The 22,627-nt window shown below is 56.1% G+C and carries 22 protein-coding genes; 12 read left to right on the top strand and 10 right to left on the bottom strand.

The genetic code is table 11. The features are described 5' to 3' along the window. Positions 1 to 255: 255 nt before the first annotated feature. From ADH66_RS06440 to ADH66_RS06455, 4 genes are all read left to right on the top strand, one after another. Complete coding sequence (locus ADH66_RS06440; protein WP_201448069.1) at positions 256 to 1,137, top strand: TolB family protein; 882 nt, start codon at positions 256 to 258, stop codon at positions 1,135 to 1,137. Positions 1,138 to 1,288: 151 nt separating this feature from the next. Beyond that, positions 1,289 to 2,575, top strand: coding sequence for an O-acetylhomoserine aminocarboxypropyltransferase/cysteine synthase family protein (locus ADH66_RS06445; protein ID WP_066534185.1), 1,287 nt, complete (start codon positions 1,289 to 1,291; stop codon positions 2,573 to 2,575). A gap of 78 nt (positions 2,576 to 2,653) precedes the next feature. After that, positions 2,654 to 3,448 (top strand): glycoside hydrolase family 3 protein, encoded by a 795-nt coding sequence (locus tag ADH66_RS06450; protein ID WP_066534183.1) that lies wholly within the window; start codon positions 2,654 to 2,656, stop codon positions 3,446 to 3,448. Between the two features lie 17 nt (positions 3,449 to 3,465). Next, positions 3,466 to 4,854, top strand: a complete 1,389-nt coding sequence (locus ADH66_RS06455) for a glycoside hydrolase family 3 N-terminal domain-containing protein (RefSeq protein ID WP_236757237.1) — start codon at positions 3,466 to 3,468, stop codon at positions 4,852 to 4,854. A gap of 51 nt (positions 4,855 to 4,905) precedes the next feature. On the opposite strand, the gene ADH66_RS06460 is transcribed toward ADH66_RS06455, so the two are convergent. The 4 genes from ADH66_RS06460 to proB form a co-directional block, all read right to left on the bottom strand. Further along, positions 4,906 to 5,802, bottom strand: coding sequence for a hypothetical protein (locus tag ADH66_RS06460; RefSeq protein WP_207653042.1), 897 nt, complete (start codon positions 5,800 to 5,802; stop codon positions 4,906 to 4,908). A 483-nt stretch (positions 5,803 to 6,285) separates the two neighbouring features. Then, positions 6,286 to 7,107 (bottom strand): pyrroline-5-carboxylate reductase, encoded by an 822-nt coding sequence (proC, locus tag ADH66_RS06465; RefSeq protein WP_066534179.1) that lies wholly within the window; start codon positions 7,105 to 7,107, stop codon positions 6,286 to 6,288. Positions 7,108 to 7,122: 15 nt separating this feature from the next. Continuing rightward, entirely contained in the window at positions 7,123 to 8,370 is a 1,248-nt protein-coding gene (locus tag ADH66_RS06470) for a glutamate-5-semialdehyde dehydrogenase (RefSeq protein ID WP_066534178.1), read from the bottom strand. Continuing rightward, on the bottom strand, positions 8,370 to 9,179 hold the full coding sequence (proB, locus tag ADH66_RS06475; protein ID WP_407922913.1) for a glutamate 5-kinase: 810 nt from the start codon (positions 9,177 to 9,179) through the stop codon (positions 8,370 to 8,372). Before proB ends, ADH66_RS06470 begins: the two co-directional genes overlap by 1 nt. 351 nt (positions 9,180 to 9,530) lie before the next feature. Here proB and ADH66_RS06480 point away from each other — a divergent pair, with 351 nt between their 5' ends. Next, complete coding sequence (locus tag ADH66_RS06480; RefSeq protein WP_066534174.1) at positions 9,531 to 10,400, top strand: hypothetical protein; 870 nt, start codon at positions 9,531 to 9,533, stop codon at positions 10,398 to 10,400. Positions 10,401 to 10,549: 149 nt separating this feature from the next. On the opposite strand, the gene hydF is transcribed toward ADH66_RS06480, so the two are convergent. From hydF to ADH66_RS06510, 6 genes are all read right to left on the bottom strand, one after another. Next, positions 10,550 to 11,752 carry a [FeFe] hydrogenase H-cluster maturation GTPase HydF gene (gene hydF, locus ADH66_RS06485; protein ID WP_066534172.1) on the bottom strand — a complete coding sequence of 401 codons (1,203 nt, stop codon included), beginning with the start codon at positions 11,750 to 11,752 and terminating at the stop codon, positions 10,550 to 10,552. Positions 11,753 to 11,863: 111 nt separating this feature from the next. Next, positions 11,864 to 13,312, bottom strand: a complete 1,449-nt coding sequence (hydG, locus tag ADH66_RS06490; RefSeq protein ID WP_066534171.1) for a [FeFe] hydrogenase H-cluster radical SAM maturase HydG — start codon at positions 13,310 to 13,312, stop codon at positions 11,864 to 11,866. Between the two features lie 77 nt (positions 13,313 to 13,389). Continuing rightward, the gene (locus ADH66_RS06495) at positions 13,390 to 14,154 is read right to left on the bottom strand and encodes a class I SAM-dependent methyltransferase (RefSeq protein WP_066534170.1); all 765 of its coding nucleotides are present in this window, start codon (positions 14,152 to 14,154) and stop codon (positions 13,390 to 13,392) included. Continuing rightward, positions 14,138 to 14,647, bottom strand: a complete 510-nt coding sequence (locus tag ADH66_RS06500; protein ID WP_207653043.1) for a GNAT family N-acetyltransferase — start codon at positions 14,645 to 14,647, stop codon at positions 14,138 to 14,140. The genes ADH66_RS06495 and ADH66_RS06500 overlap by 17 nt, the downstream gene beginning before the upstream one ends. Positions 14,648 to 14,655: 8 nt before the next feature. Beyond that, positions 14,656 to 15,711 carry a [FeFe] hydrogenase H-cluster radical SAM maturase HydE gene (gene hydE / locus ADH66_RS06505; RefSeq protein ID WP_066534166.1) on the bottom strand — a complete coding sequence of 352 codons (1,056 nt, stop codon included), beginning with the start codon at positions 15,709 to 15,711 and terminating at the stop codon, positions 14,656 to 14,658. Then, positions 15,704 to 15,961, bottom strand: coding sequence for a TM1266 family iron-only hydrogenase system putative regulator (locus ADH66_RS06510; RefSeq protein WP_066534162.1), 258 nt, complete (start codon positions 15,959 to 15,961; stop codon positions 15,704 to 15,706). Before ADH66_RS06510 ends, hydE begins: the two co-directional genes overlap by 8 nt. 286 nt (positions 15,962 to 16,247) lie before the next feature. Between ADH66_RS06510 and miaB the strand changes: the two genes are divergently transcribed. Genes miaB through ADH66_RS06540 form a run of 7 tightly spaced genes read left to right on the top strand, consistent with a single transcriptional unit; the run spans position 16,248 to position 22,627 of the window. After that, complete coding sequence (gene miaB / locus ADH66_RS06515; protein WP_084384199.1) at positions 16,248 to 17,627, top strand: tRNA (N6-isopentenyl adenosine(37)-C2)-methylthiotransferase MiaB; 1,380 nt, start codon at positions 16,248 to 16,250, stop codon at positions 17,625 to 17,627. 17 nt (positions 17,628 to 17,644) lie between these two features. Further along, a complete protein-coding gene (locus ADH66_RS06520) occupies positions 17,645 to 17,971 on the top strand; it encodes a hypothetical protein (protein ID WP_066534160.1) in 327 nt (108 codons plus the stop codon). A gap of 8 nt (positions 17,972 to 17,979) precedes the next feature. Further along, positions 17,980 to 18,105 (top strand): hypothetical protein, encoded by a 126-nt coding sequence (locus ADH66_RS21315; RefSeq protein WP_257789562.1) that lies wholly within the window; start codon positions 17,980 to 17,982, stop codon positions 18,103 to 18,105. Positions 18,106 to 18,132: 27 nt separating this feature from the next. After that, positions 18,133 to 18,543, top strand: coding sequence for a YlbF family regulator (locus ADH66_RS06525; protein WP_066534158.1), 411 nt, complete (start codon positions 18,133 to 18,135; stop codon positions 18,541 to 18,543). A gap of 45 nt (positions 18,544 to 18,588) precedes the next feature. Further along, complete coding sequence (gene mutS, locus ADH66_RS06530) at positions 18,589 to 21,204, top strand: DNA mismatch repair protein MutS (protein WP_066534153.1); 2,616 nt, start codon at positions 18,589 to 18,591, stop codon at positions 21,202 to 21,204. A 19-nt stretch (positions 21,205 to 21,223) separates the two neighbouring features. Further along, positions 21,224 to 21,979, top strand: coding sequence for a class I SAM-dependent methyltransferase (locus tag ADH66_RS06535; RefSeq protein ID WP_066534152.1), 756 nt, complete (start codon positions 21,224 to 21,226; stop codon positions 21,977 to 21,979). Positions 21,980 to 21,982: 3 nt separating this feature from the next. Next, positions 21,983 to 22,627 carry a ParB/RepB/Spo0J family partition protein gene (locus ADH66_RS06540; protein ID WP_066534151.1) on the top strand — a complete coding sequence of 215 codons (645 nt, stop codon included), beginning with the start codon at positions 21,983 to 21,985 and terminating at the stop codon, positions 22,625 to 22,627.

The raw sequence follows: 22,627 nt of genomic DNA on the forward strand, positions 1-22,627 counted from the left end.
AAAGGGGAGGAACTGCTTGTCAAGCCGCTAAACACGATTATACGCAAAGGCCTGGCCTCGCCAAATGGAGGCGTAGTTATCATATCGCGTTCATTCCAAAGCACAGGAGGAAAGCGATATACAAATAGTACAGGGAAAGTCATATCTGTTTGGCGCGGTGGTGCGGCAGGCACATTTTTTTACGTCTTGTAAACACATACTTATTATGCTATAATGACGCCTATAATAAGAGCATAAAGGAGCTGAATAGAGGCATTGACAAAAACCGATACTGACCCCTGGGACCGCTCCCGGGACAGGTCCCTCCTACAGGTATACGACCTTGCGACCGGCTGCATAGAGACCCTGGCGGAGTTTGACTATCTTATAGAAGCCCCAAACTGGTCCCCAAACGGCAAATTCCTCTTGTACAACAGCAAGGGGCGCGTCTACCGCTTCGACCTGGAGACGAAAGGGAGTACCCTTTTGGAAACGGACTTTGTGGGGAACTGCAATAACGATCACGTGCTCTCCGCCGACGGCGGGAGCGTCGCCGTGAGCCATGGGACTAAGGAGGACGGGCAGTCGAGAATATACACCGTGCCCATATCCGGCGGTGTGCCCCGGCTGATAACGCCCTTGGCCCCCAGTTACCTGCACGGCTGGTCCCCGGACGGCAGGACACTAGCCTACTGCGCCCTGCGTGACGGTGAGTTTGACATCTACACCATTCCGGCGGAGGGCGGCGAGGAGACTAGGCTGACATACGCGCCCGGGCTGAATGACGGGCCGGAGTATGACAGCGCGGGGGAGTACATATGGTTCAATTCCGTGCGCTCGGGGCTTATGCAGGCCTTCCGCATGAGGGCCGACGGCAGCGAACAGACCCAGATGACCTTTGAGGAGGGCTGGAACATCTGGTTCCCGCATATTTCCCCGGACCGCAAGTGGGTGGTGGCGTTGGGATACCGTAAAGGCGACGTAAGGCCTGAGGAGCATTTGCCCCATAAGGACGTGGAGCTCAAGCTCATGCCGGCGGAGGGGGGCCCGCTGACAACCATAGCCGCCCTCTTCGGCGGGCAGGGCACCATCAACGTAAATTCCTGGGCCCCGGACAGCAGAAGATTTGCCTTCGTCCGATATGAGATAATGCCCTGAAAACCTATAATTGTCCCGCCGGGGCTCCTGCAAAGTCCGGCGGGGTTTTCTTTATTTCCCCGAAATATAACAGGGGTTTCTGATATTCCCATTGACAAACTGGGTTTATAGGTATATAATGGTACCACTAAGCGGAGAGGAGACAAAAATCATGAGTTATAAGTTTGAAACATTACAGCTTCACGTGGGGCAGGAGAGCCCCGACCCGGCCACCGGCGCCAGGGCAGTGCCGATTTATCAGACCACCTCCTATGTTTTCAGGGACTCTGCCCAGGCCGCGGCCCGCTTCGGGCTCAGCGACCCGGGAAACATCTACGGACGGCTGACAAACTCCACCCAGGAGGTGCTGGAGAAGCGCATGGCGGCCCTGGAGGGCGGCACGGCGGCCCTGGCCACCGCTTCAGGCGCGGCGGCTATCGCCTATACCCTCCAGGCCCTGGCCCAGGCGGGGGACCATGTGGTAGCGCAAAAGACCATCTACGGCGGCAGCTACAACCTGCTGGCCCATACTCTGCCCCAGTACGGCATAGAGACTACCTTTGTAGACGCGCACAACCTCAAGGAGCTCGAGGAGGCCATCAGGCCGAATACCAAGGCGGTCTATCTTGAGACCCTGGGCAACCCCAACAGCGATATCCCGGACATCGACGCTATAGCCGGGATTGCCCACTCCCACGGCCTGCCCCTGGTCATCGACAATACCTTCGGCACACCTTACCTTATCCGTCCCCTTGAGCACGGGGCTGATATAGTGGTGCACTCTGCCACCAAATTCATTGGGGGGCACGGCACCACCTTGGGCGGAATTATAGTAGACAGCGGCAAATTTGACTGGAGGGCCTCCGGGAAATATGCTCCAATAGCCGAACCCAACCCCAGCTACCACGGCGTGAGCTTTGTGGATGCGGCAGGTCCCGCGGCCTTCGTTACATATATCCGGGCAATTCTCCTGCGGGATACCGGCGCGACGCTCTCGCCGTTCAACGCCTTCCTGCTCTTACAGGGTGTTGAAACTCTCTCCCTGCGCCTGGAACGACACGCCGGGAACACAAGGAGGGTGGTGGAGTTCCTGGCGGGGCACCCCCAGGTGGAGAGGGTGAACCATCCCAGTCTGCCGGACCACCCGGACCACGCCCTGTATGAGAGGTACTTCCCCAATGGCGGCGCCTCCATCTTCACCTTTGAGATAAAGGGCGGGCAGGAGGAGGCCCACAGATTTATCGATAATCTGGAGATATTCTCGCTTTTGGCCAATGTGGCGGACGTGAAGTCCCTGGTGATACACCCGGCCACCACCACCCATTCCCAGCTTTCGCCGGAGGAACTGCTGGACCAGGGCATAAAGCCCAGCACCATAAGGCTGTCCATCGGCACGGAGCATATTGACGATATCATCGCCGACCTGGAAAAGGGCTTTGAGGCGGTGCGAAGGGGCTAGGTATAGTAAAACGCGGCTTGACTATTTCCCGCATATGTGCTAGTTTATGAGTTAAGAAGCACAGGAGAGAGAATAACAATGAACAAAACCTGTGAAGCAGAGACAGCCCGGACAGCCCTTGCACGGCAGCTTGCGGCAGAGGCTATGGTGCTGCTTAAAAACGAGGGCGGGCTCCTCCCGCTGCCCAAAGGAAAAACGGTGGCCCTTTTGGGTCAGACACAGCTGGATACCGTTATCGGCGGCGGTGGCTCCGGGGCCTCCTTCAGCGAGGGCACCCTACAGATACGCGACGAGCTGGTAAAGGCTGGGCTCGCCGTGGAGGCCTCTATGGACGGCTTCTACCGTGAACTGTCAAAAAAGCGCCGGGAGGAAAGCTCCAAATCCCGTTCGCCTTTTGCGGATTTTGAAGGCTTAGTTGCCAGCGGCCTTATATATGAAATCTTCGGGCAGTACAGCGCGGCCCGGGAGGAGCCAATCCCCGGCGAGGAGCTCTGGCGGGCCGCTGGGGAGGCTGCGGACACGGCCATAATTATTATTGGCCGGGCAACGGGCGGCGAGGAGTGCGACCGCAGGGTGGAGAACGATTATTACCTTACGCCTTCTGAGAAAAGGCTGCTTGAGCTGGCCTGCGGGCATTTTGAAAATGTGATGGCGGTATTCAACTGCAACGGCATGGTGGATATGAGCTGCACCAAAACCTGTCCCAATATAAAGGCGGCGCTTTTCATGGGGACCGCCGGGGAACAGGCCGCAGGGGCCTTGGCGGACCTTATCACAGGCAGGGCGACCCCCTCTGGGAAACTGATATCTCTAAAAAGTTCCCGGGAAAGGAGGCGGTACAGCTCTATATCCACGGGCCCTCTGTCCGGCTGAAAAAGCCCTGGCAGGAGCTGCGGGCCATCGCAAAAACGCCGCTTCTACAGCCGATGGAGAGCTGTAAGCTTATTTTGAGCTTTCCCCTTTCGGACATGGCCTCCTTCGAGGAGGCTTCCATGAGCTATATGCTGGAGCCCGGGGACTATGTTGCCATGGTGGGGACCGGCTCCCATAACTCGGCCCCGGCGGCGATACTGGCTCTTGGGGAAAAGATAGTCACACGCACGGTGTCGGCCGATATCGGCATGACCCCGGCCAATAAGGGCAGGATTGCCCTTATGGAGCCCGAAGCACAGCGCCGGATAGAGAATATTGACGGCCTGCCGCGCATTGCCTTTACAGAAAGGGACGTGGAGGTAAGCCGGCCGGCATACGGCGGCTATAACCATAAGGCGGAGCCTGTGGCCTCTACACTCCAGGACGTGGCCGCCGGCAGGGTGACAAGGGAGGAGTTTGTGGGCCAGATGACCGTAAGGGAGCTGGCGGTGCTCTGTAACGGCTTTGGACCCGGGCTGCCCTTTGGCGGCATGGGCAAGAAGGACGTCCCCGTAACTATAAAGGACGAGGAGGGCAGGGACATAGGCTCCTGCTCCAATCCCCACGCCATGCCAGGATACTGCAACCCAGCTTTGGAAAAATATGGAATAATGTCCTCGGTGTATAAAGATGGCCCCGCCAGCGTGGGCAAAACGGCGTGGCCTACCGGCATGATGATAGCCTGCACCTTTAACCCGGAGCTTGCCTATGAATTCGGCAGCGCCTGCGGCTGTGAGGCAGAGATGTGTCACGTGGACAGCTGGCTGGCCCCCGGGCTGAACCTTATCCGCAGCCCCATCGAGGGCCGCGCCTTCGAGTATTTCTCCGAGGATCCCTTTATGTGCGGCCTTTTCGGCGTCCAGGTCGCGTTGGGAGCGATGGAGAACAACAATATTACCGTCTGTCCAAAGCATTTTGCCCTAAACGAACAGGAGACCTACCGCCGGGGCAGCATCAAGAAGAACATTGACGCCGTGGATTCCATCGTCAGCGCCCGGGCGGCAAGGGAGCTCTATCTGCGCCCCTTTGAGATGGTAGTCACCAGGGCAAGGCCCACAACCCTGATGACCTCCTTTAATAAGGTCAACGGCAAATTTGCCGCGGGCAGCCACGTCCTGTGCACTGAGATACTGCGGGGCGAGTGGGGCTATGAGGGAGTTGTAATCACGGACTGGGGCGACATGGATATGGTTGTGGACGGCGCGGAGGCGGTAAGGGCCGGAAACGATGTTATAATGCCCGGCGGCCCGCCGGTTATAGCCCAGGTGCTGAAGGGCTATGAGGAGGGCAGGGTCAGTATCAATGATCTGCGACAGGCGGCCGCCCACCTGATGAACTATTTGCTCGGCACGAAGCTTTACCGATAAGAAAGAATTTTATCCTTGTTGTTGGTTTTTGAGCCCTCCGGGCGCTGCCGGTCAATACCTCTCCATAACCCGCCGAAGCGCCGCAACTATGTGCGGCGCCGAGGACCGTTCCCAGTTATGCATATTGAGTCCCTCCAGCTTAGTGCTGATGAATTCCAGCTGCTCCACAATATAGCCCAGTTCCTCTGTGGAAAGGCACTCGGATATGGCACAGCAGTAGGCTCCCCGATAGTGCCCGAAGGCTTCTTTATAGTATTCCAGCTTTTCGTTATTGTCCTCGTGCAGGTCCCCGAGATGTATGGCGTTGCCGCCCATCATTTTTAGGTTTTCGCAGACCATATAGGTGCTGTTTGCCTCTGTGCGGAGCTGGTTGGCGTCCAGAAGCATCTCTATCTGCTTGTCCCGACGCTCATTCGCGTTGGCAAATGTTTCATAGCAGCTTTCGGAGAGGGTAGCTAAATAAACCTTTCTCCCGTATTCCGAAGCCTCGAGAACGTCAGGGTTATACGGGCCGACGATCTGTATGAACTCCATCGTCATGCTCAGTTGAGCAAACAGAACGTCCTCCAGCTTCTCCATCTCCACGTGGTACCCCATATATTCGTCCGTTTTTGCTAAAAAGGGGTCCTCCGCCCAAGCGGTCAGGGGAATGCGGCTTTGTTCCCAGGGGGTAGGCTCAGGGTCCAGGGGAGAGGGTGGCTCCTCCGCAGGGGGGGCGGCAGCGCTAACGTTCCCGGAGGTAATCTGGGCGGTCAGGGTTGTTGCAAGCACACAGGCCACAAGCAGCCCGGCGCAGGCCGCCACAGGGAACCAGGAAAAAAAGGCGGCAACGGCTTTCTTGAAGGCTGCCAGCGGGTCAGCGCTTTTCTCGGGCTTGTATGTAAAGGCAAAAATAGCCCCAAAGGCGGCCATAAACACCGCTATGGCGGCAATTAGGACTGTATGCAACTCTCCTGGGAGGTGGAGCAATAGTGAGACAACGAGATAGACGCAGACTGTGATCGATGCGATAAATATCGCAATAAACGCAGTCTTGCGCTGGGGGCCGTCCTTATTTTCAGCCGTCCGACTTTGTGTGGTTTCCCTTGTCCCTCTTTTCATTGGTGTCCTCCATATAAGAGAATATCCAATATTTTCCTTATATATTATGTTATTCGGCAGGAGGGCGGCTTTAATTAAGGGGCTTTTCAAAAACACGGATTTTTCGTGAATAAGAGACAAAATTATTAACAAACAACGGCTGAAGTGTAGCTGTTGTTGTCAAAATAACGAATTTCAGCTAATTGCAAGGAGAAATCGGCGCATAAAACCTGTAAAATAAATTGAAATTATGTAAAATTAGGGAGTCTCCTTACTCCCGGCGCTGCCGCTTTTGGATGAGCCCATGAACGGGCTGGACAATCAGGGGGGGCGAGGAGATTGAGGGGTGATCTATTTTAGCGAGCCGTTCTTTTCATAGGCGGCAATAACACCCTCTATCACAGCGCTTCTGAACCCGGAGCGCTCCAGGGCCCTTACGCCTTGGATAGTGACCCCGCCCGGTGAGCATACCTCGTCCTTCAGCTGTCCGGGGTGTTTGCCGCTCTCCAGTACCAGCCCCGCGGACCCGGCCACCATCTGCGCCGCAAGCTCTGTTGCCGTGGCCCGGGGCAGGCCGCAGGCCACGCCGCCGTCGGCAAGGGCTTCTATGAACATATCCACAAAGGCCGGGCCGCAGCCCGCCAAGACACCGCCAATGTCCATAAGCTTCTCCGGCAGCGATAGAAGCCGCCCCGAACCCTCCAGGGCCTCTAGGAATAGGGCCTCCTCGGCTTTGGTGATATCAGGGCTGCAAAGGTATAGGCTCATGCCCTGGCCGATGGCGGCGGGGGTGTTGGGCTTGAGGTTTATCACAGGATAGTCTGAGCCGGCCATGCGCCGGAGGTCCTCAATATTCAGCCCGGCAGCGATGTTCACAAGGATAAAGCGGTCCCTTCGGGCGCGGAGAGCGGGGGCGATATCCCCAAGCATACAGGCCATGCCCTGGGGCTTTACACCAAGGAAGATGTACTCCGCCTTGGCGGCGACAGCCTGATTGTCCCTCTCCGCCGCACACCCAAGCTCAGCCGCCAGTACGGCGGCTTTTTCATATGTGCGGTTAGAAAGGAGAATATTTTCTCCCGGCACCCTGCGGCGCAGGGCCCTGGCCAGAGCTCCTCCCATATTGCCCGTGCCGATGAATCCGAATCTTGGCCACTTATCTTGAGTTGACATAACTATACTCTCCTTTCACCGTACCTGTCCCTGACCGTAGATAATATACTTGCAGCTTGTGAGCTCCTCCAGGCCCATGGGCCCTCTGGCGTGCATCTTTTGGGTGGAGATGCCTATCTCCGCGCCGAGCCCAAATTCCCCGCCATCGGTGAAGCGGGTAGAGGCGTTTACGTAAACCGCCGCAGCGTCTACTTGGTCCAGGAACCGTTGGGCGGTGAAGTAGTCCCTTGTCACAAGGCTCTCAGAGTGCCCGGTGGAGTGGGCGTTGATGAACTCGATGGCTTCTTCGGCGCTGCCCACAATGCGGACGGCCAGGGTATAGTCGCCGTACTCCGCGTTCCAGTCGTCCTCTGTAGCCGGGACCCCTCTGCTCCCCAAAAGAGCCAGGGCCTCCTCGTCGCAGCGGAGCTCCACCTCATGCCTGTCCAGCAGCGGCACGGCCACAGCCAAAAACTCCCTTGCGATATCCCGGTGGAGGACAACACATTCCGCCGCGTTGCACACAGAGGGCCGGGAACATTTGGCGTTGAATAAAATCTCCGCGCCCATTTGCAGGTCGGCTTCCCTGTCGATATAGACATGGCAGACCCCCTCGCCGGTGCGGATAACGGGCACGCTGGCGTTCTTGGCAACGGAGCGGATAAGCCCAGCGCCGCCCCGGGGAATAAGCACGTCAATATACTTATCAAGACGCATAAGCTCGTTGGCGGTCTCCCGGCCGGTGTCCTGCACAAGGGCTGTGCAGTCCTCGGGAAGCCCCGCTTCTGCCAGTGTTTTCCGCATGATTTCCACCGCCGCCATATTGGAGTGTATGGCCTCGCTGCCGCCCCTTAACACACAGGCGTTGCCGGATTTCAGGCACAGCGCGGCGGCGTCCACGGTCACGTTGGGCCGGGCCTCATATATGATGGCCACCACGCCCAGTGGGACCCGCCGGCGGCCGATAATAAGCCCGTTGGGCCGGGTCTCCATACGGTCCACCTTCCCTATAGGGTCAGGTAAAGCCGCCACCTGTCTAAGTCCCTCCGCCACCCCGGCAATACGCTCCGGGGTGAGGGCCAGCCGGTCCAAAAGAGCAGGGCGCATACCGGCGGCCTTTGCGGCGGCAAGGTCCTGGGAGTTTGCCAGCAGCCACCTGTCCTGGTTCTCTATAAGCGCCTTTGCGATGGATTCCAGGGCCATGTTTTTTAGGTCGGTTCCCGCGGCGGACAGGGTATAGGAGGCCTTTTTCGCTGCCGCGCACTGAGTCTCTAGCTTAGTCATTATTGGTCGCCCGCCTTTCTTTTTGCAATAAATCTTGTGCCGGTCTCCCGGCCCTCCACAATGCCGTAAAGGTCTTCGGGGCGGGCCCCGTTGGTTATCACCATATCGCACCCGGCCTCCAGGGCTATTTTCGCCGCCGAAAGCTTTGTGGCCATACCGCCGGTGCCCCGCCAAGTGCCGGGATTCCCGGCCATGTCCAGGATATCAGGGGTAAGCTCCGTAACACGGTGCAAAAGCTTTGCGCCGGGGTCTACCCGGGGGTCGGCGCTGTAAAGGCCGTCTATATCGCTGAGAAGCACCAACAGGTCTGCGCCGCAGAGGGAGGCCACAATGGCCGAGAGGGTGTCGTTGTCCCCCAGCACCTTGTGCCGCCCGGTCTCGATCTCGGCGGAGGACACGGAGTCGTTCTCGTTCACCACCGGGAGGACCCCCAGCTCCAGCAGGGCGGAAAAGGTTCCGCGAAGGTGTTCGGCCCTTACGGGGTCCTCCACGTCCTCGCCGGTGAGGAGTATCTGGGCCATGGTGCGGTTGTATTCCGAGAAAAGCTTGTCGTATATGTGCATCATACGGCACTGGCCCACCGCCGCCGCGGCTTGCTTCCTCCTGAGGGAGGAGGGCCGCTCGGGAAGTCCGAGGTGCGCAACCCCCACCGCGATGGCCCCGGAGGTCACCAGGATAATCTCGTGCCCCGCCCCGCACAGGTCACTGAGCACACGCACCAGCCTCTCCATGCTTCTAAGGTCGAGGCTGCCGGAGGGGTGGGTCAGGGTAGAGGTGCCCACCTTGACCACCATACGTTTGGGCTTCATTATGTTCATCTCCCAATTATTTTAAAATATTAGCACAATAAAGTATAACAGATTTCCGCTCAAAAGGAAATGAGCAGACGCAAAATAAAACAGCCAAGCATATTCCGTGTGACAGCTAAATTTTAGACTATATACACAAAGTGGGAACTATCAAAAAGCATACCTTTTGATAGTTCCCACTTTTCTGAATATTCTAACATAAAGCCGTGTTTATTTCAAGACAAATTTATGATTTTCGAGTAAAATTTTCTCTTCCCAATCCTAAAATTCCCGAGCTTTCAAATGGTATACATTTTCAAACTTCATTCCCGGTTGGGTATTAAAGGTTTTATTTAGGAGGGGAAATTATTAATGATAGTTGGAATAAACTATGCGGAGGACCGCTTCAAACCTGCACAAAAACTGAATACAAAAACTGCGCTTAAACACGGTGTGGATAGAGTGATAGAGTATTCCCCTGAGAGTATTTCTGCTGAATTTAAAGCGGCAAATAAGGAGATTTTTTCGGCGCCGCGTGGCGCGGGCTATTGGATATGGAAGCCCTATATCCTCAAAGATGCACTTTCAAAGATAAATGAAGGAGATTATTTAATATATACAGATTCCGGGGTGGCATATGAAGAATCAGTGACATGGTTATTAGAAGCGATGCAAAAGGAACATACGGATATCATGTGTTTTGCCAGCCCAGCGTCTGAATATCGGTGGACAAAACATGACGCCTTTGTTTTAATGGGGTGCGAGGATGACTTTTATAAGCTTTCTCCGCAATGTTGCGGGGGCTATATGATTTTTAGAAACACTGAGAAAAGCCGCAGCTTTATTGATGATTTTCTCCACTTTGCTTGCGACAGCCGAATAATATCAGATCTTCCAAGTACATTGGGTGAGGAACATCCTGAGTTTTTAGAAAACCGTCACGATCAGACTATTTGGAGTTTACTGTGTAAAAAGAATCATCTACCCATGTTTCGGAATCCTTCCCAGGAGGGAGGGGGCTGGGCGCGGGCTGAGTATTCCAAGAGCATAAATAGCAGAAGTGAATACCCTGTAATTTTTTTACATCATAGGAAGTGCTACATACAATACGAATTTCAATTGAAGGTTTGGAAAGTCTTTGGCGAGTGTCGGAATTTTTGGAAATATTTTTCCAAGATCACCTGTGCCATATTCCATATTAAGTATATAAAAAATCCGTATCGCTCTCAGTATCGTCCATAAGGCGACTTTCCAAAGGGATATAGCGAAGGTTCAGGCGTCCCGGTTTTCACCTAAAGAACTAGCGCAAGACCCGTGACACGTCCACCCGGTTTTACTGCTATCCAAAATGTTGAGGCAAAGAAGGAGAGGGCAAAGCCCTCTCCTTCTTTCTATGCCAGCAGCTCCAAAATATCCGGGAACGCCTCCAAGCTCCTGCGCAGTATGCCGTGCATCTGCGCGATGGCCACGCCGTAGTTCACAATGGGCACTCCGGCCTTTTTGGCCCTTGCCACCCGGCTTTTCATCTCCGCTTCGTTGAGCATACAGCCGCCGCAGTGCACCACCAGCTTGTAGCCCTCCGGGCTCTCCGGGAATTCCCCGCCGGAGGTGAAGGTATACCGGGGCTTCACTCCGGTATACGTCTCTATCCACCCGGGCAGCTTCACCGTGCCGATGTCCCCGCACTGCCGGTGGTGAGTACAGCCCTCGGAGATGAGCACCGGGTCGCCGTCCTTGAGCTTTGACAGCTGCACAGCCCCCTGTACCAAGGTGGGCAGGCTGCCTTTATACCGTGCGAACAGTATGGAGAAGGAGGTCAGAAGTATATCCGGCGGGGTGACCTCCGCCACCTTCTCAAAGGCCTGGGAATCGGTTATCACTATCCTTGGCTTCTTCGCCAGCATTTTCAGCGTTGCCGCCAGCTCCCCGGTCTGGCAGGTGACAAACGCGCAGTGTGCGTCCAGAATGTCTCGCATGGTCTGCTGCTGGGGCAGTATCATGCGCCCCTTGGGCGCGGCGGCGTCTATGGGCGTTACCAGCACTACTAAATCGCCGGGGCCCAGCAGGTCCGCCACAATGCGCCGCTCGTTGCCCGCTTTGCCCGCAAAGGCCCCCAGCTTCTCCTTCAGGGCGGTGACGCCCTCCCCGGTCTTTGCGCTTACGTAAAGCGAATCCGCACCAAGTTCCCGGCGTTCGCCCAGCAAATCAGCCTTATTATACGCCGCGCAGTAGGGGAGGCCCCGCTCCTTAAAGAGCCCCAGCAGCTCCTTATCCAGCACGCTGAGCCCCTCCTTTGCGTCCACCACCAGCACGGCTATGTCGGTCTTTGCCAGTATCTCCCTTGCCTTCTGTACACGCAGTTCGCCAAGCTCCCCCTCGTCGTCCAGGCCGGGGGTGTCGATTATAACCACCGGCCCAATGGGCAGCAGCTCCATGGCTTTTCTGACCGGGTCGGTGGTGGTGCCCTTCACGTCGGACACCACCGCCAGCTGCTGGCCGGTGACGGCGTTCACAAGGCTGGACTTCCCGGCGTTGCGCATACCGAAAAAGGCGATATGGGGGCGCTCCGCCGATACGGTATCGTTCAGACTCATACTATCCCTCCGTTCTTCACTTCCAAAACTCCAACAATTTCTCGTCAATGGCGGCAATCTTCTGAAATCATCTCCAGCAGCCCGCTGCCGTTATCAGTTTTGACAAGCATATCAGAACCTGAAGTCCCTTCTGTTGGAGTTTTTGATATCTTTAATGTTCTGCTCCGCTATCTCCCTGACCTTGTCCTTGGGTATCCTTTTAAGCTCCTCCTCGACCATCCTATAGCCCACCTCTTTGGTCTCGGGGCTGGCGTAGTCCTCAAGGTACTCTGAGAGGGTCATAAGGGCGTTGGGGTGGCAGCAGTTGAGTATCTGGCCGTTCTTGCAAAGGCTCATGAAGCGGTCGCCGGTGCGGCCCTCCCGATAGCAGGCGGTGCAGAAGGAGGGTATATGGCCGTTCTCCATCAGCCAGCGGACCACCTCGTCCAGGGTGCGCTGGTCGGACACGTCGAACTGCTCGGTGTCGTGGGGGCGCTCCTCCTGGGTGTAGCCGCCCACAGAGGTGCGGGAGCCGCCGCTGACCTGGGAGATGCCCAGGCGCAGAAGCTTCGAGCGCACGGCCTCGGTCTCCCGGGTAGAGATTATCATGCCGGTATAGGGCACCGCAAGGCGTATGCAGGCGGTGATATGGGCAAAGGTCTCGTCGTCGATGCCGTTGTCGAACTGGTCGGGGTCGATGTCATCGGCCCGCTTTAAACGGGGCACGCTTATAGTGTGGGGGCCCACGCCGTGGACGGCCTCCAGGTGCTCGGCGTGCATAATGAGTCCCGCGAATTCGTACTTATACAGCTCCAGCCCGAACAGCACCCCCAGACCCACGTCGTCAATGCCGCCCTCCATGGCCCGGTCCATGGCCTCGGTGTGGTAGTCATAGTTATGCTTGGGGCCGGTGGGGTGCAGCTGCTCATAGGACTTCTTGTGGTAGGTCTCCTGGAACAGGATATAGGTGCCGATACCGGCTTCCTTCAGCTTGCGGTAATTCTCAACGGTGGTGGCGGCGATATTTACGTTCACCCGGCGGATATCGCCGTTCTTGTGGTGGACGCTGTAAATGGTCTTGATACAGTCCAGAATATACTCGATGGGATTATTGACCGGGTCCTCTCCGGCCTCTATAGCCAGCCGCTTGTGCCCCATATCCTGTAAGGCTATGACCTCGGCCTTGACCTCCTCCTGGGTGAGCTTCTTTCGGGGGATATGCTTGTTCACCGCGTGATAGGGGCAGTATACGCAGCCGTTGACGCAGTAGTTTGAGAGATACAGCGGCGCGAAGATGACTATGCGGTTGCCGTAAAAGGCCAGCTTTATTTCCTCGGCAATCTCGTACATCTTCTCGATCTTCTCCGGGATATCGCAGGCCAGCAGCACCGAGGCCTCCCGGTGGGTAAGTCCCGAGCAGACGCAGCCGGTCTCGGTCTTTTGGGGCCGGGCCTTCTCGAGAATCTGGTCAATGAGCTCCACGTTGCGCTTGTTCTCCTCGGCATAGCGGAGGGCTTCCTGTATTTCTTCATCATTGATGAACTCCTCCGCGTGCAGGGATCTGGGGTCGTACTTTGCCATCTTGCATTACTCCTTTTCTTTGGGGCAGATTTCTCTTAGCCTCAGATTAAAATATTTTAAAAGCTTACATTTAAAGCCTATGGCTTTTGGGCAACTACACAGTACCAGGGTAAATCTTCAACGGGCGTTCCCTTTGTATCGACATGGGAGGGGTAAGGCAGCAACTGTATGTCACTATAGCCCATGGCCTTGAGCTTTCCTAAAAACAGGTCTCGCTTTATTGGAAAATAGTGCTCCTCAAAGACCTCCATCTGGACATACCTCTGGTCTTTTTCAAACAAATACATAATGTTAAAGGTGATCGTACCGTCGCTGTTATAATCCCATATCTGGGTCAGATTGACACGCGTGTCGCCGTCAAAGAAGGGCGCGTATGGGAAAAAGCGCTTTCTGTCCGTAAGTATCTTATCCCAGTTGCGTATCTCAAAGTAGAGATATCCGCCGGGCTTCACTAGAGAGTCCATCTGCTCCAGGGTCCCGAGTAGGTCCTCGTTGTTTACATAGGGCAGGGAGTTCCCTGTGCTGGCGACGCAGTCAAAAGCGCCGTCAAAATTGTCCGCGACATTCCGGAAATCGCAGCATTTCAGCTCAATATCAAAGCCCCTCGCCTCGGCCTTTTTTCTGCAATTTGCAAGCATATTTTCGCTCAGGTCGGACCCGGAAAGCCGCACCCCAAGCTCCGCCAGGGGCAGTGTCGCGCTGCCCGAGCCGATGCTCACGTCCAGCAGGGAGCGGAGGTCTCTGCCGCTGAGAATATGCTCCCAGTGGGTTTTGAAAACCTTGCACCTATCTTCGCTTTCGATAAGGTCGTAGATTTCTGCCCTGTCATACAGTTTGCCCATCTTTATACCTCCCTGCCTGCAAATCGCAGGCAAAAATCATGTGCTTTCCCTCAGATTTCAGCCGTATATCTGGGTATTTCTCAAGCAGCTTAATACTGGCAAGATTTTCCCTGTCCACGTCAAACATGACCTCCCGGACCGCTAACCCGCCCAGATACTTCAGCATTGCGCCCATAGCCGCGAGGGCAATCCCTTTCCGGCGGAACCTGGAGGATATCCAGTAGTACATATAGATAGAATTTTCGCCAGGGGAGTAGTCATAAAGCCCGAATCTGCCGCAGGGGACACCGCGGTAAAAAACAACTATTGCATTGTCATAGGGCGGCTTTCGATTATCGAGATAGTGGTAGTCGTTTTGTATGCTGTAATCAGCGTCGAAGCCGAACCATCGGTTCAATTCCCGGATATCTTCCATAAACAGTGGGTAAAGCGCTTCTGTGGTTTCTTTTGTAATGGATTCCAGACGGATATCGGGATTCACTATAAACTTCATATTGACAGTCATTTTTGACGCCTCACATCCCCCCGCGACGTCACAATATGATACCCCACCGACTCCATCCTGGCGCTCAGGCAGTCCTTGCACTGAGCCGATTCCTCGCCTGTACATATCTTATTATCGTAAAGCTCATACTTTTTACGTACCGACACCGGCGACAGGTTGGGCATTACCACGTTCGCTCCTGCCTTTATGCCCATCTCACGTCCCTCGGGATGAATGGTGCCAAGGGCGGTGGTGGCGGGCAGAAGGACAGGGGGGTGTATGAGCCGGATAATTGAGAGAAGATAGCAGGTCAGCTCCACCGTGCCGGGGGGGTGGTCCCGGAAGGGTGTGTCCTTATGGGGGACGAAGGGGCCGATGCCGCACATATCTGGCTTGAACCCCTCGATAAACTTTAAATCCTTCGCAAGAGTATTGCTCGTCTGGTTTGGCGAGCCCACCATGAACCCGCAGCCCACCTGATAGCCCAGGTCCCGCAGGTCCCGAAGGCAGCGCATACGGTTCTCAAAGGACATATCATTTGGGTGCAGGCTCTCGTAATGGGCCTTATCCGCCGTCTCGTGGCGCAGGAGATACCGGTCCGCCCCGGACCGGCGAAGAAGCTCATAGCTCTCGCGGCTGCGCTCGCCCATGGAGAGAGTCACGGCGCAGTCAGGATATATTGACTTGAGCTCACTGACTATATCGCACAGCACATTGTCAGTATAGTACGGGTCCTCGCCCCCCTGGAGCACGAAGGTGCGGAAGCCCAGCCTATAGCCCTCGGCGGCGCAGTCCGTTATCTGCTCCTTGGTAAGCCGGTAGCGGTCGCAGTTCTTGTTGCTTCTTCTTATTCCGCAGTAAAGGCAGTCGTTTTTGCAGATATTGCTTATCTCAATAAGCCCCCGGACGTATACATCGTTTCCGTATATAGCCTTGCGCGCCGCCACGGCTTTTTGGGCAAGGAGGGCGGCGGTCTCCGGGGCGCGGGCCTCTATCAGCTCCGCGTACTGCTCCAGGCTGAGGCTGTGGCTGTCGGCCAAAGCGTTTATAAGTGAAAGAATATGCTCATTCATGGCCGGTCACCCCCGAGAGGGCCGTCTTGACGCTGACCCCATGCAGGTTGCCTATTTTGCCCGCCATGCTGGAAATAGTGTCCTTCGGCGCGTCCAGGGCAATGCTGATAATGCTGATGTTCCGGGCCCGGTATGGAAGCCCCATGCGGCCGATTATATACTCGCCGTACTCGTGCAAAATGCCGTTGAGTTTTTCAACTGTCTCCGGCTCCTCGACTATTATGCTTATGACAGCCACCCGTGTCTCCATGGTATACCTCCGTTTATTGGCATAAGGAAAGCCGTACCTCAAAAAAGGTACGGCGAAGCAAAGCGCAGTATATGCCGCACCTTTCACGCAGGACCGCCGCCCTTTGGGTCAGGTATCGAATCTGAGCTTATTATACCCGCACAGGCGGGGAAAGTCAAGTAAAACAATTTGCCAGCCGGGATTTATGCGTCCTCCCATCAAATCACTTGCAGTTTTCCTTTTTTTATGATAAAATACATTGATTACATTTTGTAGTGAAATAAATTCGGAGAGAGGACGCTGCTTGATGAACGAGGATATGACCGCATATATTTCCGGCGTGGGCGAGCTTATGCGTGTCCGGGCCGGAGGAGCGCCCTTGGCCTATGTGCGCACCTACGGCTGTCAGCAGAACGTGGCGGACGGGGAGAAGATAAAGGGCCTGCTCTATGAGATGGGCTTTGGGTTTACTGACTCCGACAGTGAGGCGGACCTGATAATCTTCAACACCTGCGCCGTCCGGGAGCACGCCGAGGACAGGGTGTTCGGCAACGTGGGGGCGCTGAAGAACCTGAAGCGCCGCAAACCGGGGCTCATCATCGGGGTCTGCGGCTGCATGACCGAGCAGCCAGAGGTGGCAAAGCGCCTGCAAAAGACCTTCCCCTTTGTGAACCTGGTTTTCGGCACCCATGTGCTGCACCGGCTGCCGGAGATGCTCTATGAGGTCCTGTCCGAGTCCCAGCGCGTCCTGCTCCTGGGCCATGAGGAGAAGACTATTCGTGAGGACGTTCCCATACGGCGGGACGGAAAATCAAGGGCCTGGGTCACGGCCATGTACGGCTGCGACAACTTCTGCTCCTACTGTATCGTGCCCTATGTGCGGGGCCGGGAGAAGAGCCGCAGGCCTGACGATATATACAGCGAGTGCAGGACTCTGGTGGAGTCCGGGTATAAAGAAATAACCCTGCTGGGCCAGAACGTGAACTCTTACGGCAAGGGGCTTTCGGAGAAGATAAACTTTGCCGGACTTCTCTCGAGGCTTGACAGCATTGACGGCGACTTTCGCCTGCGCTTCATGACCTCCCACCCCAAGGACGCGTCCAAGGAGCTCTTTGACGCGATGGCGGGGAGTAAGCATATCCCGCACCATATACACCTGCCCTTTCAGTCAGGCAATGACCGGGTGCTTCGGGAGATGAACCGCAGGTACGACAGGGAGAAATACCTTTCACTGATAGAATATGCCAGGAGGGTTATGCCGGACGTGACGTTCACGTCGGACGTGATAGTGGGCTTTCCCGGCGAGACCTACGAGGAGTTTCAGGATACCCTGAGCCTTATCAGAGAGGTTGAGTTTGTGAACCTGTTTACCTTCATCTATTCCCCAAGGCCAGGCACTAAAGCGGCGGGGAGGCCCGACCCGGTGCCACACGAGGAGAAAACTGAGTGGTTTGCGGAGCTTTTGAAGGTGCAGGAGGAAATAGCCGTAAACAACTGCAAAAAGCTGGTGGGCAGCCGCCAGCACGTGCTGGTCGAGGACCGTGACGGCAAGAGCGGCCTGCTCTCCGGCAGGACCCAGGGGAGCCTTGTGGTGCTGTTTTCGGGGGACGACAGCCTTATAGGAGAGTTTGCCGAGGTGGAGGTCACCGAAGCGAAGGGATGGAGTCTGAGAGGACAGAAAATTTAGAGAGGGGAAGGCGTACTATGGGCAAGCTTATTTTGGCTTTTTTATGTATGCTCTGCGGAGCCATTTTCCTGGGTATTGGCGGTTATGGCGCAAGAAGAAAGACCCCGATGAATTTCTGGTCCGGCGTTGAGGTCCCCAGCGAGAGCATCTCGGATATTCCCGCGTATAACCGGGCCGTGAGCAGGCTGTGGGGCGGGTATAGCGCAGTCTGGTTCATTTCGGGGCTTATTGCACTGTGGAGCCCGATGGCGGCGACAGTTCTGATGTGCGTGCTGGGAGCGGCTGGTGCGGTGTTGCTGGTGCTGATCTATAAGCGGATAGAGAAAAAATATAGGGTAAAGTGAGGGGAACTGTGAACTATACCATACAGGAGGAGCGCCTGAAGGCCGTGGAGTTCTATGAAAAGCTGGGCATGACAAGGCCAAAGGACGTTATGGTTTACGACAAGATTTACTGGACAGAATTTACTGTAGAATAATATAAAAAACTTTTGGAGGTAATTTCAATGGACATCATCGAGCTGACAAGAGAGCTGGGCCGCGCCATACAGGCTGACCCGAGGTTTGTGGAGCTGCAGCTGGCACGGCAGCAGAGCGACGAGGACCAGGAGCTTCAGGACGCTATAGGCGAGTTCAATTTAAAGCGCATGGCTATAAGCAACGAGGCCGCCAAGCCCGACCGCAATGACGAGACCCTGCAGCGGCTGAATAAGGAGTTCAGAGAGGTCTACGCCAAGATAATGGCAAACGAGCATATGAAACGGTATGACGCGGCCAAGACCGAGTTTGACGCTATGTTCCAGCGGGTGAAGGGTATTCTGGACCTCTGCTCTGAGGGCGCGGACCCGGAGACCTGCGACTACGACGCGGCCAGCTGTAACGGCGACTGCTCCAGCTGCGGGGGCGGCTGCCACTGATGGATAGGCTCTGCGGGAAAATGAACCGATAAGGGGGCGGCAAGCATGGCGGATTTTTCCCCCATGATGAAGCAGTATTTTGAAGCGAAAAAGGAAAACCCCGACTCCATCCTGTTTTTCCGGCTGGGGGATTTCTATGAGATGTTCTTTAACGACGCTAAGACCGTCTCCCGGGAGCTGGACCTGACCCTGACGGGCCGGGACTGCGGCCAGGGGGAGAGGGCCCCCATGTGCGGCATACCCTTCCACAGCGCCGAGGGGTATATAACAAAGCTCCTTGCTAAGGGCTATCGGGTGACCATCTGCGACCAGGTGGAGGACCCGAAGACAGTAAAAGGGCTTGTAAAGCGCGAGGTAGTCCGGGTGATAACCCCGGGCACCGTTCTCGAGGGCAGTATGCTGGACGAATCCCGGAACAACTATATCTGCTCGGTCTGCCGGGGCGAGGAGGGAGTAGGGCTCTGCTTCGCGGACGTTTCCACGGGGGAGCTCCACGCGGAGCAGCTGGAGCCCATGGAGGACGTAAGGGAGCTCATAAGGGAGCTTGAGAACCGCATAAGCCGCTTCTCCCCAAAAGAGCTCCTGACAGACGAGGGTATAGGGGAGCTTTCGGAGCTGGGCGCGTTTTTCCGCGACAAGCTCCAGGCAGCGGTACAGCGTCTGGACAAAGAGGAGTATAATCTGTCCCGGGCCGGGGAGACCGTCTCGAAGCAGTTTGGCGGCAGGAGCTTGGAGGACTTGGGGCTTTCGGGCAGGCCCATGGCCGTGACGGCCCTGGGGGCGCTGCTGGTCTATTTGGGCCGCACGCAGATAACGGGTCTTGAGCGGCTGAGGGAGATAGAGCTGGAGTCCGATTCGGCCTATATGACCCTGGACCTTAACACCGTGCGCAATCTTGAACTTATTGAGACTATGAGGAACAAGGAGCGCAGGGGCTCTCTGTTATGGGTGCTGGACCGCACCAAGACCCCAATGGGCAAGCGGCTTATCCGCGCATGGCTGGAGCGTCCCCTGATGAGCCCGGCTAAGATTACCCTGCGGCTGAACGCCGTGGAGGAGCTTGCGGGAGACAGACAGCTTCTTGACGAGCTGACAGAGCAGCTGACGGGCATACACGACCTGGAGCGTATCATGACCCGGATAGTGTACGGCTCCGCCAACGGCCGGGATCTGCGGGCGTTATGCGCAGCGCTGCAGAAGCTTCCGGGGCTAAAGCGGGTGCTGGACAGGTGCCAAGCCACCATGCTCTGCGGCCTGAACGGACAGATAGATGACCTTGAGGACATTTCAGGGCTTATTGATGAAGCCATCGACGAGAACCCGCCGTTTACCATACGCGAGGGCAAGCTCATAAAGAAGGGGTTCAGCGTCGAGCTTGACGAGATAAGAAGCGACATGACCGGCGGCCAGAGCCTTATCGCCTCTGTAGAGATGAGGGAGAGGGAGCGCACCGGGATACCCAAGCTGAAGGTGGGATTTAATAAGGTTTTCGGCTATTACATAGAGGTTACCAATTCCTATAAGGACCTGGTGCCCGAGGACTATATACGAAAGCAGACCCTCACCGGCGGCGAGCGCTATATCACCCCGGAGCTCAAGGAGCTTGAGAACCGGGTGCTGGGGGCCCATGACCGCTCCATCGAGATGGAGAGCAGGATATTCGACGGCATACGCCGGCAGGTGGCGAGCGAGCTTGACCGGGTGCAGCAGAGCGCAAGGGCCGTGGCGGCCCTGGACGTGCTGGCCTCCTTCGCGATGGTGTCGGTGAAGAATGATTATACCCGGCCGGTGGTGAATCTGAGCGGCAAGATATATCTGAAGGACTGCCGTCACCCGGTGGTGGAGGCCCTGCCGCAGGACACACCCTTTGTGCCGAACGACGTGGACATGGACATGAACGACACCAGGGTGGCCGTTATCACCGGGCCCAATATGGCGGGAAAGTCCACCTATATGCGCCAGACGGCCATTATCTCAATAATGGCCCAGATAGGCTGCTTTGTCCCGGCGGCTGTGGCGGAGCTGGGCATTGTAGACAGCATATACACCCGGGTGGGCGCGTCGGATGACCTGTCCGCCGGGCAGTCCACCTTTATGATAGAGATGAGCGAGGTGGCTGATATCCTCAGAAACGCCACTCAGGGGAGTCTTATTATTTTTGACGAGATAGGCCGGGGCACCTCCACCTTTGACGGCATGAGCATCGCCCGAGCAGTGCTGGAATTCGTCCATGACCCGAAGCTGGTGGGGGCGAAAACCCTTTTCGCCACCCACTATCACGAGCTTACGGAGATGGAGAGCCTCTTGCCCGGGGTGAAGAACTTTAATATCGCCGTGAAGAAGCGTGGGGACGATATCACCTTCCTGCGGCGTATAGTGCGGGGCGGAGCAGACGACAGCTTCGGTATCGAGGTGGCAAAGCTGGCCGGAGTGCCGGACAAGGTGATAAGGCGGGCAAAGCAGGTGCTGGGGGAGCTGGAGAATTCCGGCGGCGAGATGTCCCCCCGGGCCTTCAGGGATAATGAGGAGCCAGTGCAGCTGACCATGGACAATACCGGCAGCCAGGTGCTGCAAAGGCTTCGGGAGTTGGACGTAAACGCCATGACGCCAATGCAGTGCATGAACGCGCTGTTTGAACTCAACAGTATGCTTAAAGACTGAGAGATAAGAGAGATTCATTATGGAAAATTATCAGGACATAAACGCGTCCACTATTGACAAGTGGATAGAGGAGGGCTGGGAGTGGGGAAAGCCCATATCCCATGAGGAGTATGCAGCCGCTTGTAGCGGCCGGTGGAGCGTCCTGCTGACGCCCACAAAGCCGGTTCCGAAGGAGTGGTTCGGGGATTTGAAGGGTAAGCGTCTTTTGGGCCTTGCCAGCGGCGGCGGGCAGCAGATGCCCATCTTCGCCGCCCTGGGAGCAGAGTGCACGGTGCTGGACTATTCGCCGAAACAGCTGGAGAGCGAGCGGCTTGTGGCGGGGCGGGAGGGGTACGCGATAAACGTTCTTCGCGGGGACATGACAAAACCGCTGCCCTTTGAGGACAACAGCTTTGACATTATCTTCCACCCGGTTTCCAACTGCTATGTGCAGGAGGTAAAGCCCATTTTTAAAGAGTGCTGGCGTATATTAAAGCCGGGCGGCGTTCTGCTGTGCGGGCTGGATAACGGTATAAACTTCCTGTTTGTGGACGAGGACGACAGGTCGGAGCTCTGCCGTTTCCCCTTTGACCCCTTGAAGAACCCGGAGCAGAGGGCCCAGCTTGAGCGGGACGACGACGGCGTCCAGTTCTCCCACACCATGGAGGAACAGGTGGGCGGCCAGCTGGAGGCCGGCTTCCGGCTGACACATCTATATGAGGACACCAACGGCGCGGGAACCTTGCATGAGCACAATATCCCATGCTTTTTGGCGACGAGAGCCGTGAAGGAGTAGAGAATGGAGACGGAAATTGAGAGAATAGACCGCTATGAAGACGAGAGGTTTTCAAAAACCGTGCTCTATCAGCACGGAGCGTTTCTGGTAAACGGAAAGCCCTGTGAAGTTGAGGTGACGGGCGGGAACTCGGCGGTTATACGCGGAGAGGACGCAGGGCTTTATCCTGAGATAATCGACGCCTTCAGGTTTTACGCGGGACATATCACACGCTTTGTTGACGTGAAGGGGGAGCTGGTGCGGGAATTTCCGCCGGTGGAGATATTTAAAGTAAAGCTTGAGAAGCTTCAGCCGTCACAGTTTTACGTGGACCAGGACAAGCTGGCGGCGGTCAGAACCTTTATCCACGGTCCGGAGGATATCGTCATACCTGTGATACCCGATGGGGGCGGGTATATCTCTCTGGACGGCCACACCCGGCTTGCCGCCGCCATTGACGCGGGGTATAGCGAAGTACGCGCGTTCATTGATGAGGACCCGCCGCCTGTAGAGGGCTTTGTGGCAGAGGCAAGAAAGCGCGGGATTTATACGCCCTATGATATGCGGCGTGTAACTCATGACGAGTATGAAGTGCTGTGGAACAAGTTCTGCGACGACTATTTTGCAGAGACAGGAGCCCTTGAAGATAATTCTGCGCAAAAGTCTTAA

Origin of the sequence: Acutalibacter muris (genome assembly GCF_002201475.1) — a bacterium.
GTDB lineage: Bacteria > Bacillota > Clostridia > Oscillospirales > Acutalibacteraceae > Acutalibacter > Acutalibacter muris.